This is a genomic window from Streptococcus sp. DTU_2020_1000888_1_SI_GRL_NUU_041A, from assembly GCF_032387735.1.
Classification (GTDB): Bacteria; Bacillota; Bacilli; order Lactobacillales; family Streptococcaceae; genus Streptococcus; species Streptococcus sanguinis.
This window is the reverse complement of record NZ_CP135591.1, coordinates 1,017,458-1,032,145: the sequence shown is the minus strand read 5'-3', so window position 1 is coordinate 1,032,145 and position 14,688 is coordinate 1,017,458. Positions and strand designations below refer to the sequence as shown.

Annotated in this window: 17 protein-coding genes; 2 read left to right on the top strand and 15 right to left on the bottom strand. The window is 41.8% G+C overall.

From position 1 onward, the window contains the following. Position 1 precedes the first annotated feature (1 nt). The 12 genes from RSK81_RS05050 to udk form a co-directional block, all read right to left on the bottom strand. Positions 2–268, bottom strand: coding sequence for a DUF1294 domain-containing protein (locus RSK81_RS05050; RefSeq protein WP_002895724.1), 267 nt, complete (start codon positions 266–268; stop codon positions 2–4). Next, positions 265–1,302: a 3-isopropylmalate dehydrogenase gene (gene leuB / locus RSK81_RS05045; RefSeq protein ID WP_002912258.1), complete on the bottom strand. Its 1,038-nt coding sequence runs from the start codon at positions 1,300–1,302 to the stop codon at positions 265–267. Before leuB ends, RSK81_RS05050 begins: the two co-directional genes overlap by 4 nt. A 12-nt stretch (positions 1,303–1,314) precedes the next feature. Further along, the gene (locus RSK81_RS05040; protein ID WP_002912257.1) at positions 1,315–2,883 is read right to left on the bottom strand and encodes a 2-isopropylmalate synthase; all 1,569 of its coding nucleotides are present in this window, start codon (positions 2,881–2,883) and stop codon (positions 1,315–1,317) included. A gap of 523 nt (positions 2,884–3,406) precedes the next feature. After that, the gene (locus RSK81_RS05035) at positions 3,407–3,718 is read right to left on the bottom strand and encodes a hypothetical protein (protein ID WP_002912255.1); all 312 of its coding nucleotides are present in this window, start codon (positions 3,716–3,718) and stop codon (positions 3,407–3,409) included. A gap of 11 nt (positions 3,719–3,729) precedes the next feature. Further along, positions 3,730–4,041, bottom strand: a complete 312-nt coding sequence (locus tag RSK81_RS05030; RefSeq protein WP_002900542.1) for a hypothetical protein — start codon at positions 4,039–4,041, stop codon at positions 3,730–3,732. Next, a complete protein-coding gene (locus RSK81_RS05025) occupies positions 4,025–5,782 on the bottom strand; it encodes a DUF2974 domain-containing protein (protein WP_023916128.1) in 1,758 nt (585 codons plus the stop codon). Before RSK81_RS05025 ends, RSK81_RS05030 begins: the two co-directional genes overlap by 17 nt. After that, positions 5,775–6,209 (bottom strand): hypothetical protein, encoded by a 435-nt coding sequence (locus RSK81_RS05020; RefSeq protein WP_002912253.1) that lies wholly within the window; start codon positions 6,207–6,209, stop codon positions 5,775–5,777. Before RSK81_RS05020 ends, RSK81_RS05025 begins: the two co-directional genes overlap by 8 nt. Before the next feature lie 148 nt (positions 6,210–6,357). Next, positions 6,358–6,792, bottom strand: a complete 435-nt coding sequence (locus tag RSK81_RS05015) for a hypothetical protein (protein ID WP_002912252.1) — start codon at positions 6,790–6,792, stop codon at positions 6,358–6,360. A gap of 140 nt (positions 6,793–6,932) precedes the next feature. Continuing rightward, positions 6,933–7,364, bottom strand: coding sequence for a hypothetical protein (locus tag RSK81_RS05010; protein WP_002912251.1), 432 nt, complete (start codon positions 7,362–7,364; stop codon positions 6,933–6,935). Positions 7,365–7,507: 143 nt separating this feature from the next. Further along, the gene (locus tag RSK81_RS05005; protein WP_002912250.1) at positions 7,508–7,966 is read right to left on the bottom strand and encodes a hypothetical protein; all 459 of its coding nucleotides are present in this window, start codon (positions 7,964–7,966) and stop codon (positions 7,508–7,510) included. An 83-nt stretch (positions 7,967–8,049) separates the two neighbouring features. Next, positions 8,050–8,718, bottom strand: coding sequence for a YoaK family protein (locus RSK81_RS05000; RefSeq protein WP_002912249.1), 669 nt, complete (start codon positions 8,716–8,718; stop codon positions 8,050–8,052). A gap of 163 nt (positions 8,719–8,881) precedes the next feature. After that, entirely contained in the window at positions 8,882–9,517 is a 636-nt protein-coding gene (gene udk, locus RSK81_RS04995; RefSeq protein WP_023916123.1) for a uridine kinase, read from the bottom strand. 79 nt (positions 9,518–9,596) lie between these two features. Between udk and RSK81_RS04990 the strand changes: the two genes are divergently transcribed. Together RSK81_RS04990 and RSK81_RS04985 are read left to right on the top strand one after the other, a co-directional pair. Then, positions 9,597–10,607: a Gfo/Idh/MocA family protein gene (locus RSK81_RS04990; RefSeq protein ID WP_002912246.1), complete on the top strand. Its 1,011-nt coding sequence runs from the start codon at positions 9,597–9,599 to the stop codon at positions 10,605–10,607. After that, positions 10,597–11,688 (top strand): DEAD/DEAH box helicase, encoded by a 1,092-nt coding sequence (locus RSK81_RS04985; RefSeq protein ID WP_002912245.1) that lies wholly within the window; start codon positions 10,597–10,599, stop codon positions 11,686–11,688. The genes RSK81_RS04990 and RSK81_RS04985 overlap by 11 nt, the downstream gene beginning before the upstream one ends. Before the next feature lie 95 nt (positions 11,689–11,783). Here RSK81_RS04985 and RSK81_RS04980 read toward each other — a convergent pair whose 3' ends face one another. The 3 genes from RSK81_RS04980 to RSK81_RS04970 form a co-directional block, all read right to left on the bottom strand. Continuing rightward, entirely contained in the window at positions 11,784–13,181 is a 1,398-nt protein-coding gene (locus tag RSK81_RS04980) for a polysaccharide deacetylase family protein (protein ID WP_315687621.1), read from the bottom strand. A 61-nt stretch (positions 13,182–13,242) separates the two neighbouring features. Then, positions 13,243–13,629 (bottom strand): VOC family protein, encoded by a 387-nt coding sequence (locus RSK81_RS04975; RefSeq protein ID WP_002895748.1) that lies wholly within the window; start codon positions 13,627–13,629, stop codon positions 13,243–13,245. A 111-nt stretch (positions 13,630–13,740) separates the two neighbouring features. Beyond that, positions 13,741–14,679 carry a ketopantoate reductase family protein gene (locus RSK81_RS04970; protein WP_049553076.1) on the bottom strand — a complete coding sequence of 313 codons (939 nt, stop codon included), beginning with the start codon at positions 14,677–14,679 and terminating at the stop codon, positions 13,741–13,743. Positions 14,680–14,688: the final 9 nt, after the last annotated feature.

The window sequence follows — 14,688 nt, the reverse complement described above, 5'->3', positions numbered from 1 at the left end:
ACTAGCTTCTCCATATGTAATATAAAATTCCAATTTCCACTATTATTCCGCAAATCCAAGCCAGCCAGAAATACCATTTTCTGGTCTTGTGATGAAAGAGTCGACCGCCTAATAAAGCGCCCAAACCTCCGGCTGCCAATGCTGACAAGAGCAAAGTCTTCTCTGGAATGCGATAGTGATTTTTCTTAGCCTTTCGCTTATCCCAGCCATACAGCAGGAAAACGACAAGGTTCCATAGCAGGCAAATACCTGTTAATATCCATTTCATAAGTTATTGATAATGGCCTCCATCATTTGAGCTGTCCCTGCCTGACCACCCAAATCTCGGGTTAAGGTACCCTGAGCCAAAGTCTTTTCCACCGCTGCTTCAATCGCTTCTGCAGCTTCAAGCTCTGCAAAACTATCCCGCAGCATCATGGCTACTGAAAGAATCATACTGATAGGATTGGCAATGCCTTGCCCTGCAATATCTGGAGCTGAACCATGGATAGGCTCGTAAAGACTGGGTCCTGCAGCCGAATGACTGGCCGATGGCATAACTCCCAGCGTCCCTGACAAGACACTGGACTCATCTGAGAGAATATCCCCAAAGAGATTTTCCGTTACAACAACGTCAAACTTAGCAGGATTAGTAATCATGAGCATCGCAGCGCTGTCCACCAATTGGTGCTCCAAGGTCACATCTGGATAATCCTTGGCCACCTCATCTGCTACTCTGCGCCAGAGTTTGGATGTCGCTAGCACATTTTGCTTGTCAATACTGGTCACGCGCTTTCTGCGACCACGCGCAATGTCAAAGGCCTTACGAACAATCCGCTCCACCTCTTCATAGCTGTAGTCGTTGATATCCCGCGCAGATTTGTCCTTCAAAATATGCTCACCAAAGTAAATCCCACCAGTCAGCTCACGCACGACCACGAAGTCCACACCAGCAATACGCTCTGCCTTCAAAGGCGACAAATGCTTAAGAGCATCAAAAATCTTAACCGGCCGAATATTAGCATAAAGTTCAAGCTCCTTACGCAGAGAGAGCAAGCCTTGCTCCGGCCGAACTGGGGCATTATCATACTGGGGACTGCCGATAGCTGCTAGGAGAATAGCATCCGCCTCCTTGGCCGCTTCTAGAGTTGACTGAGGCAGAGGATGACCTTCCGCATCAATACCAGCACCCCCAAAAGCTTTCTCCGTGATATGATAAGTAAAACCGAACTTGCCCGCAACAGCAGCCAGCACTTGGAGACCGGCTTCCATGATTTCTGGGCCAATACCATCACCCGCCAGAGCTACAATTTCTTTTGTCATAGTCGCTTCCTTCTAATTATTTGCAGGCAGATCGCGGTAAGATACCTGATGGCCGATTTCACCAGCATTTTCCTTTTGTACAAAGGTATTGGCATGGATATAGGCAATGGCGCTGGCCTTAAGAACATCAAAGTCAATACCAGAGGAGTTGAAAATTGTATCTGTATCCGTATTTTCAACAGCTACCAAGACGCGAGCCTGAGAGTCAATACCGTCCGTTACCGCTTCGATGTTATAAGACAAAAGCTGGACAGACTGGTTAAAGAATTGGTCAATGGCATTAAAGATAGCTTCAACACTTCCTTTACCTTCTGCCACACAGCTGACCGTCTCTCCGTCGCCATTAACCAGCTGCACATCTGCTGTGATGGTATGGTCGTCATTGGTAGTGAGCTGCAGATCATCAAAGTGGAAGCCTTCAGGATTTTCGACGGTCGTTCCGGCAATCAGAGCCCGAATATCAGCGTCTGTGACTTCATTTTTCTTATCAGCCAAGACCTTAAACTTAGCAAAGAGATCATTGATTTCAGATTCCGCAAAGTCCAGAGCCAGTTCTTTGAGTTTTTCGACAAAGGCATGGCGGCCAGACAGTTTGCCAAGCGGCAGTGAATTGCTCTTGACTCCAACCAACTCTGGTGTGATGATTTCATAGGTCAGTGGATTCTTAAGAACACCATCCTGATGGATACCGGACTCATGAGAGAAGGCATTGCCACCAACAACCGCCTTGTTCTTAGGCACTGGAATACCTGAGAAGCGGGATACCAGCTCTGAAGTGTTGATGGTTTCATTAAGGACAATGTCTGTCTCAACCTGGTAATAGTCCTGGCGAATCTCTAAGGCAACTGCTACTTCTTCCAATGCTACATTTCCAGCGCGCTCACCGATTCCATTGATAGTTCCCTGAACACGACCAGCACCGTGCTTGATAGCCGTCAAAGTATTGGCCGTTGCCATACCAAGGTCATCATGACAATGAACACCAAATACCACCTTATGATCAGAAGTCACATTTGCCACTAGGTAGTCGAAAATATTTGCAAACTCTTCCGGAGTAGTAAAGCCGACTGTATCTGGAATATTGATATAAGTCGCACCTGCATCAACCGCTGTTTGTACCACCTGAAAAAGGAAATCCAGCTCTGTTCGTGTCGCATCCTCTGGTGAAAACTCGACTATATCGAACTTGGAGCGCGCGTAGGAGACATGCTCTTTCACCGCTTCTAAAATCTCTTCCTTGGTCTTTTTCAGCTTAAACTCTCTGTGAATAGGACTGGTCGCAATGAAGACATGAATCTGTGGATGCTTGGCATCCTTGAGTGCCTCGTAGCAGGCGTCAATATCAGACTTGACCGAACGCGCCAGACCAGTAACAGAAGCTTTTGTGATGGCTTTAGCAATCTCCTGCACCGCCGCAAATGAATCTGGACTCGCAGCTGGAAAACCGGCTTCAACGACTGAAATCCCCCACTTCTCTAACTGCTTGGCAATAGCAACCTTTTCCTTGATAGAGAAATTCACTCCTGGTGTCTGCTCACCATCCCGGAGGCTGGTATCAAAAAACTCAACTTTGCGTGTCATAGACAACTCCTTTTCTAAGATACATAGACCATTTAGGAAAAACTATTTCCCAACTTCTAGGTCATGTTCAATGACTGAGACAGTATGGGACAAATTGATTTCAGAAAAATCAAGATGTACTCCCACTCCCGTCGCTCCTTTAGAAACCATTTCTTCCTCATCAGAGTTTGAGGTAAGATAGGTGAAATAAAAAACATCTCACTTGAGGAACAAGCGAGATGTTGATTTACTCCCGCTTGGTAAGCCAAACAGGACTAATGCTTTTGCACTAGCCCGAGTAACGCAACAACAAAGCAAAGTTTGAAGATTGGGTTGACTTCATGTTTGACTAACTCCTTTTTGAGATGGTTTCTTATTGTTTAGTATTTTAACACAGTATCATAAACCTGTCAAGAAAAAGTCGATATTTTCTGAAAATTTTTAATATGCTGGATTATTTTGGGGGATTTAAAACTGTAAATACGAGAAAAAAGAAGTAAGGTAAGTCTCACTTCTTCTATTTTTTCAGCAATCGTAGCATAGTTTATTTACTCACTTCATCCAGCTTATTCTGAAAGCGTCTGTTCTCCTGATAGCGAGCTTCTAGAACATCGTCTATGCGCTTTTTGTATTGCTGATGGTATTGTTCCAGATTATCCTCTATTTGAAAAATATAAAGTTGAGCCGCTGTCAAAGGAACCTCTCTACATGCATAAGAAATTGCCTCTAAGAGTTTGTTCGTCTCTCTGTCAAACTTATAGTAGTATGTATCTAAGTCTGTCTCTACTCGCTCAAACTCACGCATTTTTAGAGCATGTTCATCTTCCAGTTCCTGAAGCTTCTTTTTATCCAGCATTGCCTCACCTCCTATCCCTTAATCGGGCTATCCAAAGAAGGCATCTGCATCGTCTGAGTTAGATGAGTTTCAGCAGCTTGCGCTGCCTTCCCTTCAAATCCACCCTTAATATCATTGACATAGTTAGTAGAAGCATAATTTTTCATATCCAAAGCCGCCGCCTGTAGCTGAGCTGCCAGATCTAATCCTTTTGCAAGGATAAGCAGCTCTTTGGCCACTATCAAAGCCTTGATAGCCTGCCTCTCCTGCTCCTTCATCTTTTCTTTAAACTGTCTCTCTAACTCCACTCTAGTTACGAGCGCATCATCATTTGGTATAAGCATTTTCAATAACCCTCCATGATCCTTTCACATCTGCTAAGAGATTATTGAAATCCTCAGCTTGCTGAGTATCGACTGCTGCAAAATCTCCACTAGCTCTGACCAAAGTCGTTCCCAACTGTTCAATCTCTGTCAGGAATCCTTTTGCGGATGTGTTTGTATTTGTTTCAACCGAATCGTCCCAGTAGTGCTTTATATCGAAATCAATCAATAAACTCTCCACTTCTGAGTCGCTCAAATAAGTAGCAAGACCGAATGCCTCTGTTCTTGCGTCATTAATTATCTTTTGGACAGATTCCTTGGCATCCGACAATAAGGTTTTGACATGCTTAACTTTATCTTCTATTTCAAAGATAGCCAACTGAGCTGCAGTCTGAAGGAGACGAGCACGGACTAAAATTCTCTCTTCACCTGTAAGATTGCCATTTCCAAGCTGTTTCTGATAGCTTGGAATCATCTTCTTGTCCCACTTAATCGACTCTCTACGCGCTTCATCAATGATTGCTTGATAATCCCGCTTAAATTCATAGAAAGCAGATGTAGAAATACCTGCACGCGCAAAATTTGCTGTTCCAAAAGAAGAAACGTCAACAACAGCATTCATGAATTTTATCGCCTCATCATCAGTCAAACCTTGCATACGAAGCAAATCTAAAAATTTCGCTTCTAATCGCGCAAGCTTCTCCCCTGCTCTCAGAAGTTCTGGATGAAAATCTTCTGAAGCGACTAAAAATCCCCCCTTGCCGTCTGCCTGAAAAACACCAAAATCATGAGCACTATCAGACATAAAGTCAAAGCGAGTATAATGAAGAGGCACAACTATATGAGCTGTTCCCAATTCCTTACGAGTTGGCTTTTCTCCAGGTTTCTCTAAATTATAGATTGTATTCTCACGATTGAGCATACTAACAATATCAAAAGGATTGACATAGTATTCAAGTTTTTCGCTAATTGCTTGAATCCTATCATCATCAACTCCCATTTTTTTCAAACTATCGGTAGTATCCGGTCCATCGAAAAGAACGACCTTTCCAATTTTATCAAATTCTTGTTGGCTCAGATTAGCTATTCCTTGAACTGTCACCATAGTCCCCAGCGAGTGGGCTGTAAGATCCATCGTAGCATTGGGAGCTTTCTCGCTCATTTCTGCAATGGTGGCTTTCATTCCCTCCGTTGCTAGTCTAGCCTGAGGTATATGCGAATCAAATAAAGCAAAATTAGCATCATTAACAAGCCAGTCATTCAGATTTAAAGGCTTAATTCCTTCTTTCTTAAATCTCTCAATATTGAAACCATCACTACCTCGAATAGCCATATAAGTATGCTTTGTATCCTTGCCCAAAGTTGGTGTATCTGTTAGAAAATATGCATTAAAGCCAACTCTCTCATTAGTTAAACGACCTTTCTGGTAAGGTCCTAAACCGGCTTTCTCTTTATAATCAGCAATTTTCTTATCATTATCATCCATAAAGGGTAAATCCAATCCCTTTTCAACATGCAAATCTGGATCTGGCTGCAAGTAAACTTTCCCATCATTATCGAGTTTCTTACCTCCAGGGGTGATTTCTTTCCCATACACAACATCTTGGGAAAAATCAAAAGGAATGGAATATCCACTATCTAATTTTTTTTGCCTATCCCGTGTAAGTGAATTATATGGGAATTTTATAGGTCTTCCTGTATAAGCAGACTGTGCTAAATCTGCATAAAAATTATCAAATGTTTTTAAATTGCTATTACTCAAAAAGCTCACCTCTTAGACTTAATCCATTACTTAGTCCCATATAGTGTAAATCGGCTTTCCCATCCTTTATGGGAATTGTAACATTCCAACCAGATTCTTCAATATTATTAAATGTTCCATAAACATCAATAATATCACCTCCGCCTTGCGGTGTTCCATTTCCTATCTGATCCCATTGTGTTTGTTCCCAATCAATTTGAACTGATTCTATCTTTGAATTTTGAGATTTAACAAACTCCTTAATCTCTTCTTCATGCTTTTTAAGATAAGCTAGCTGTTGTTCACGCGGATCTTGCTCTTCCTTTTTCCCCTGCTTGGTTCCATGTGTAAACAAATTTTTATTTTGAAGTGTCATAATTGTCCCTCCTATGACCAGAGAAGCTATTACTGCTGCCACAGATAGAATCGCTATTTGTTTTTGTCTCATCTTCTAGCCTCCTTGTGCATAATAATAAGTTACTATTATTATATCATGAATACAGTAAAAAAATACTTTTGAAAAGTATTCTGTGAAGTATGAAATTTACAAACTGCGCTAAATCTGCATAGAGATTATCAAAGTTTTTAAAATACTGTTACTCATAAATTCTACCACCTACTCGCAATGGGCTTCCTTGCGTCATAGTATCAAAAATAATTTTTTCATTTTTAATTCTAAACATAACCTGCCATGTCGATCCTTCTATGTTATTGAATCCTCCTCCAACTATCACAACCTCACCTCCTCCTTGAGGCGTTCCATTTCCAACTTCTTCCCACATGGTTTCATTCCAATCTATTTGAACCGATTCTATCTTTGAATTTTGAGATTTTACAAACTCCTTAATCTCTTCTTCATGTTTCTTAAGATAAGCAAGCTGTTTTTCATGCGGATCTTGCTCTTCCTTTTTCTCCTGCTTGCTTTCGTCTGTAAACAAATTTTTATTTTGAACTGTCATAATTGTCCCTCCTATGACCAGAGAAGCTATTACTGCTGCCACAGATAGAATCGCTATTTGTTTTTGTTTCATCTTCTAGCCTCCTTGTGCATAATAATAAGTTACTATTATTATATCATGAATGCATTAAAAAAATACTTTTGAAAAGTATTCCGTAAAATATGAAATTTATAAACTGCACTAAATTTGCGTAGATATGAAAGTTTTTTAAATTACTCTTCGTCAAATCCTCTTCCTCCTACACGGAGCGGACTCCCACTTCCAATTCCTTCAATAAAATCTTCTTCATTGTTCTTTCCATCTTTTATGTAGACCAAAACACTCCAACTTGAATCTTTGATATGATTAAAACCACCAAAAACTCGAATAACATTACCTCCACCCTGCGGTGTTCCATTTCCTATTTCTTCCCAACGTGTTTCTTCCCAAGCAATTTGAACAGAATCCACTTTAGGATTTAAAGACTTCACAAAATCTGCTAAGTCTTTTTCGTGTTTTTTTAAGTAAGTCAACTGTTTTTCTCTTGGACTCTGAAAACCAAAAATATCATCTGTGAACAAACTTTTGTTTTGAACTGTCATAATCGTCCCTCCTATGACCAGAGTGGTTGCTATCGCAAGAATAGCTAATCTATTTTTTTTCATTATTTATCCTCCAAAGTAAAGAGAAGTTACTATTGTTATATCATGAAAGCATAAAAATACTTTTGAAAAGCATTCTGTGAAGTATGAAATTTACTGACTGCGCTAAATCTCCATAAAAATTATCAAATGGTTTTAAATTGCTGTTACTCATATAAGAACCAACCTCCATCTCTTAAAATTCTTATCGGCTGCATTTCATAAATAACTAGCTTATCAGGAACTTCATTTGAATCGTATTTCAGTGGAACTCCCAGCGTAAATTCAGTGTTCTCATTATTATTTATTCTACCATCCAATGTCAGAATATGTCCTCCACCTTGAGGGGTGCCATTCCCTATGTCTTCGACTTTCATACTGTCCCAATTAAACTGAACACTTTCAACCTTAGGATTCAAAGCTTTAGCAAAGTCGGTCAACTCTTCTTTATGCCTTTTGAGATAAGCAAGTTGTTTTTTACGCGGATCTTGCTCTTTCTTTTTCTCCCGCTCAACTCCGTCTGTAAACAAATTTTGATTTTGAACTGTCATAACTATTCCTCCAATAATCAGAGTAACAATTAGCGCTATAATTAATAGAGTCGCTATTTTGCTTTTTTTCATCATTTTCTCTTATATTTCTACTACTTTCTATGAATTTCACAATATCACTTCTTAAGGCACTTCGTTTCTAAGAAGAATATACACCCTCATCTCCTCATATACTGAATTCCTCGGAAAAGGAGAAAGGCTGTTAAAATCAGGGAAACAAGCCAGATGGTCTTCAGGAGGTAAAATTGAATTAGATAGGTAGAAATAATGGCTCCAACTACAAAGCTTGCTAATAGGGCAACAAAGAAAAGGCCTTCTTTCAAATCTTTCCCTTTCTTATTTCGAGCATAGTTGCCAAAAGCTACCATGGTTTTCTTAATATTCCCCGTCATAAAGGAATTGTTATAGACAATGCCATCCACCTCGCCAAAAGCCGTCGCAACCAGTCCCATGCAGAAAGCCAGTGGCGGCACAATATAGAGATGGGGTACATTTGCTGGCAAAAATCCTGCGACAGTTGTCGTCAATATCAAGGGAAAAACGCTGGACAGTCTGCGCCAAGAATGCTCAAAGTGATACTGAAAAACGGTCATCAGAAAAATCCCCAGCATAAAGGCCAGCATAGTTGCCAATTTAACTTCAATTCCTCTTGTCTCCTGATTGATGAGCTCAACCGAAAGGAAAACGACATTTCCCGTCTGACCTGCCACCAGGGTCCCTCCCCTCTCAATGAAGGTATAGGCGTCGATAAATCCTGCACAAAAGGTCAAGAGGCAGGCAAAAAATTTTGAACGAGAGTGAAACTCTCTTTTTACAAATTGTTTCATAAACCACCTACAAAATAAGGGAGTGACCAGACTCCGAAAATCCTAGATTTCAGTCCGTCCACTTCCCCTTGCTAGATTATATTTCAAAATCTTGTAGCTACTGCGATTCACCAGATTCACAGACTTTATTTCCTCAAATGACAGAGCTAGAAAGCTGCCTGTCCTAGCCTTCTCTGGCTTCCTTAAGGATTTTTTCAATCTTGGTCGTAATCAGGTCAATAGCCACCTTATTAGAAGCTCCCTCTGGAATGATGACATCCGCATAGCGCTTGGTCGGCTCGATGAACTGATGGTACATAGGCTTAACGACACCCAAATACTGTTCGATAACGCTATCCAAACTGCGGCCGCGCTCTTCCATGTCCCGCTTAATACGACGAATAATCCGAACATCATCATCTGTGTCCACAAAGATTTTAATATCCATCAAATCCCGCAGGCGCTGATCCTCTAAGACCAAAATCCCCTCAACGATGAACACATCCTGAGGATCCTGACGATAGGTCTTTTTACTGCGGGTATGCTCTGTATAGTCATAAGTGGGAATATCCACTGGTCGACCAGCCAAGAGCTCTTTGATTTGCTCAATCATCAAGTCCGTATCAAAGGCAAAAGGATGGTCATAGTTGGTCTTCACCCGCTCCTCAAAAGTCAGATGCGTCTGATCCTTATAGTAGGAGTCATGCTCAATCATGGCAATTTTTTCGTTTGGAAAATTAGCCAAAATTGCTCGAGAAACACTAGTCTTTCCGCCTCCAGAACCACCAGTCACACCAATAATAATAGGTCTATTTTGCATTATAAGCTCCATCTCTTGTTATCTTATCTATTTTACCGCAATTCATGTTATAATGAAAGAGCTAAAATAAAAAAAGTACATGCTTAAAAATAGAAAAAAGGAGGTTTTTATGCTCAAACTTGGAATTATCGGAACAGGTTCTATTTCTCATGAGTTCATCAAGGCCGCTCACTCAACAGGCAACTATCAGCTGGCAGCAGTCTACTCTCGGACTTTGGCTTCTGCTGAGCGCTTTGTGCAAAACTATGAAAATACAGCCGTCTATACTGAAATGCTGGACTTTCTGTCATCTGATATCGATGTCGTTTATATCGCCAGTCCCAACAGCCTGCATTTCAATCATGCCAAGGTAGCTATTCTGGCTCGTAAACATGTTATTGTCGAAAAGCCGGCGGTCTCTCGACCCAAAGAATGGCGGGAATTGGTCAAGCTGGCTGACGAGCATCAAGTCTATCTCTTTGAAGCTGCCCGCAACTATCATGAGCAGGCCTTTGATACGATCAGTGATTTTCTCAAGGACAAGACCGTCTTGGGAGCCAACTTCACCTATGCCAAGTATTCTTCTAAAATGCAAGCTCTGCTTGCAGGAGAGCAACCCAACGTTTTCTCAGCTAAGTTTTCCGGCGGCGCTTTGATGGACTTGGGTGTCTATCCAGTCTATGCGGCTATCAGACTTTTTAGCCATCCCCGCTTCGCTCGCTACAGCGCCCAGCAGCTAGCTAATACGATTGATTTAAATGGAGCTGGCTGTCTCATCTATCCAGATTTTCAAGTTCAGATTCAGGCCGGTAAAAATATAAACAGCAATCTGCCTGCAGAGATTTACACAGATCAGGGAACTCTGACTTTAGACGGGATTGAATTTATCAGCTCTGCTATTTTCCAAAATCTGGACGGCCAAGAGGAGGTGCTACCTATCAAGCGTGCTCCCCACACCATGCTGGAAGAGGCTCAAGCTTTCGCGCGAGTGCTCAAGGGCGGACAGGATGCGGCTTACGAGAAATGGTTGGATGCGGCGGCGGCTGTTCATGAAAGCTTATTTGGCATGCGCAAGGACGCTGGCATTAGATTTGAGGTTGATGATGATTAAGGAACAATTTCCCCCGAGCTGGCAAAATCAGCTGGCTAAACTGGGCTTTGAAGATTTGACGGCTATTCAAGAGAAGATGTTTGAGCCTATTTCTGCAGGCGATACGGTGCTGGGAATCAGTCCGACTGGTACTGGTAAAACTCTGGCCTATCTCTTTCCCAGTCTGCTCAGGCTGACACCTAAAAAAGCCCAACAGCTCTTGATTTTAGCTCCTAACACCGAGTTGTCTGGACAAATATTTGAGGTCTGTAAGACTTGGGCGGAGCCTTTAGGGCTGACAGCCCAGCTTCTGCTCTCCGGCTCCAGCCAGAAGCGACAGATTGAGCGTCTTAAGAAAGGCCCAGAAATTATCATCGGAACGCCTGGACGAATTTTCGAATTAATCAAGCTCAAGAAAATCAAGATGATGAATGTCGAAACCATCATTTTGGACGAATTTGACCAGCTGCTCAGCGATTCTCAGTATCACTTTGTAGATAAAATCACCCACTATGCGCCTCGTAACCACCAGCTGATATATATGAGCGCCACCGCTAAGTTCGACCACGATAAGATTACTGAAAATACTCTAGAAATCAGCATTGACGACCAAGTTTTGGACAACATCCAGCACTTTTACATGCAAGTCGAAAAACGTGATAAGGTGGACTTGCTCCGCAAATTATCCAATGTTGAAGATTTCCGCGGACTAGTCTTTTTCAACGCTCTGTCAGACTTAGGAAGCGCTGAGGAAAAACTCCAGTATCGTGAAGCCAACGCGGTTTCTCTGGCCAGCGATGTCAACGTTAAGTTCCGCAAGGTGATTTTGGATAAGTTCAAAGAGCACCAGATTACTCTCCTGCTAGCCACTGACCTAGTTGCTCGCGGCATTGATATTGACTCCCTAGAATGCGTCGTCAATTATGAGCTTCCGCGCGATTTAGAAACCTATACCCACCGCTCTGGACGAACCGGCCGCATGGGCAAGGAAGGCTATGTCATCACCCTCATCAGCCATCCTGAAGAGCTGAAAACATTGAAAAAATACGCTTCCGTTCGTGAAATTCTATTAAAAAATCAAGAACTTTATGTAACGAGTTAAACTAAAAAAGCTTTGGAAACATTAGATTTCCAAAGCTTTTTTTGCTTTTACTCATTACCAACAATGATTTCCAAAATCTAAACCCAAGGACCGTCTTAGTCTCTGCCGTAATAAATACGATGGGGCTCTAGCTGACCTTCCAGAAGCTCATCGACCGTTACCAAAGTATAGCCGTTACTCTTCAGATACTCGAGGACACTTGGTAGGGCGTCAATACTGGTCTGGTGAATATCATGCATGAGGATAATCGAACCTGGCTGAGTTTTAGCAATCTCTTGCATAATAGCTTTAGTATTGCGTGTCTTCCAGTCTAGGCTGTCCACATTCCACATGATAAAGGACTGGTCAACCGAATTTTGGATTGTAGTATTAATAGCTCCATAAGGAGGCCGCGTAATCATTGGCTTGATGCCTATGACATTGTTAATAGCGGTCTGGGTATCAAGGATTTCTTTTTTGGCTGACTCCAGAGGTAGTTTGGTTAAGACTGGATGGTCCCATGTATGAATCCCAATCTGATGACCTTCATTGTGCACTCGCTTGACAATCGCTTCATTACCAGCAATGTTTTGCCCAACCATAAAGAAGGTCGCCTTGGCACCGTATTTCTTAAGGATATCCAGAGCCTGCGGTGTTGTCTTAGGATCTGGACCGTCATCAAAGGTCAGAGCAACCATCTTCACATGCTTCTTAGCCTCGAAACTCTGATAAGCCGCCAAGTCATCTCCGGTCAGATAGTCCGCATTGATCTGGTCATAAAAGCTAGATAAAGGAACGTCAATGCTGGTTAAGCCTTGCACTTCCTTACTCAGCTTAATAGAAAAATGGCTGTACTCATAACGGAAGGACCACTGACCCAACTCCGTTCCATTGAGGGTGTTGAGAATTTCCGTCTGCACCGCCTCATCGGCCTGTCTAAAGGTCAGCTGGCTGGATATTTCGTTGATGAAGATTTCCTTAGCTGCATCAGGATCCTGAAAGAGCTTATCCAGAGTGAAAGGGCTGTCGTCTGGACCGAGATAGCTGTCAGCAACTTCCCGCTCTTCTCCTTTACTGATTTTCATCTCTTTAACATGATAGTCCTTGCGATGCACCAGTACTTCTTTGACATCCTTCAGGCTCGTTTCTTTTTCCTCAGCATAGTAGAAGGTCAATTCCTCAATCTTATCGTCCTTCTTCTGATTATCCTTAATCGTCTGGCTATCAGCGTCCATCTGCTCCTTGACGCTTGCCATAACCTGACCATCTAGCAGAGGATAGAAGGACTCCACATAGTGGCTGCCAATCATCTTGCTCTGCTTTTCAGTTTTTTCAGCGTGGTAGGTCTCTTCTTGAGCAATCAACACACTAACTTTCTCTTGCAGTTCCTTTTCTTGGAAAATAGCGTAAATTTTTACAGCACCCAGAAATAGAGCAGCAACAAAAGTCAAACCTAGTAAGCTAAGAACAATGAGTGTTTTCTTACCGTGTTTCTTGTTATTTTGTCTTTTCATACACCTGTCCTAAATGAATAAAAATCATCATTTATCTTGCAAAATTAACTGCAGCTAGATGTTAGAGACTCTTCTCACGAATGACTTCCACCTTGTAGCCATCAGGATCTTTTACAAAATAATAATTAGGCGGGTTACCAGGAAGACCCTTTGGATCTGTCACTTCATAGCCTTTAGCCTTGTGCTCAGCGTGCAGACCTTCCAAGTCTGGCGTGCTAAGTGCCACGTGAGCAAAACCGTCCCCAATCACATAAGGACCATGGTCATAGTTATAGGTCAGTTCCAGCTCATAATCATCACCTTCCAAACCTAGATAAACGATAGTAAACTGATAATCCGGAAAATCCTTGCGACGAAGCTCCTTAAAACCAAAAGCCTCTGCATAAAAAGCGATAGACGCTTCCAAATTCTCCACACGCAAACAAGTATGTAACATTTTTGATGCCATAATTTCACCTCATTCTTTCTTGTTTATTATTATACCCTATTTTGGGCAAAACTTATATTAAATTTTTAAAAAAGTAAATAAAAGCAGATAAAAAGCAAGCCTCAAGGCCTGCTAAGAATTGTTTTTCAAAAAATGTTCAATGAAGTCGCTATACGAATTCCATTGAGGCATGGGAATGCTTTCTTTCTCAGCACTTCTTTTGATTTCAAAATATTGATCAACCCATTCGGCATAGCCTGAATGCATGTGATTTGTGACCATTTCGGTAACCAAAGACTGACTCAACATGAACTTCATTACTGGAACCAAGAGAAATAGGGGCAGGGATAGATATTTAGTAGGTTTATAACGATGTTTAGGAATGCCATATCGCTGACAGAGTTCTAAACCTTCTCGCCAAGCGCAAATCATTTTTCGAATTGCTTTTTTATCTTTCAAGAGTGCTTCAAAAGTCCCCGCTTCTGCAACTGCACCTGCCATTATCGCCTCCTGAAGGCAGTGAACCTTCATCCAAGAAGCCAAGTCAGGCATAGCATCAATGCCTATACCACTAGCTGTGAAGATAGGAGACAACTCTGATGTGTAAGAATCATCATCAAGTAACGTAGCTTCTTTGAAAATGATAGCTTGGATCCGACCATCACTCTTTCGCCCTCCTCCAACAGAAGAAGGAAAAGCTAACGACACCTGCTTTCTGTCCAAATAAGAAGGAATCTTGGAGTTGATATTCCAGTTATTCTGTAAAATAAGTAAATGAGCTTTTTCCTTTATAGCCGCCAAATGATCCAATGCCTGCTCTAGTTGCAAACTATTTACCGTTAAGAGAATCAGGTCATAGTCTTGAGCAATACTCGTCACCAGAGGCGGCTGGAAGTGATGTTCTTTATAGACCTGATCATCTTTTCTTAAATCTTTAATAGAAAGTGTGAAGCCTTGCTCTAAAGTCGACAGCTTATGCTCTCTAACTAAGACAGTAACTTGATGTTGATTAGACAGTAACCAAGCGTATGTCAAACCAATTGTGCCAGCACCATAAACCAAAATGTTCATATTAGGCCT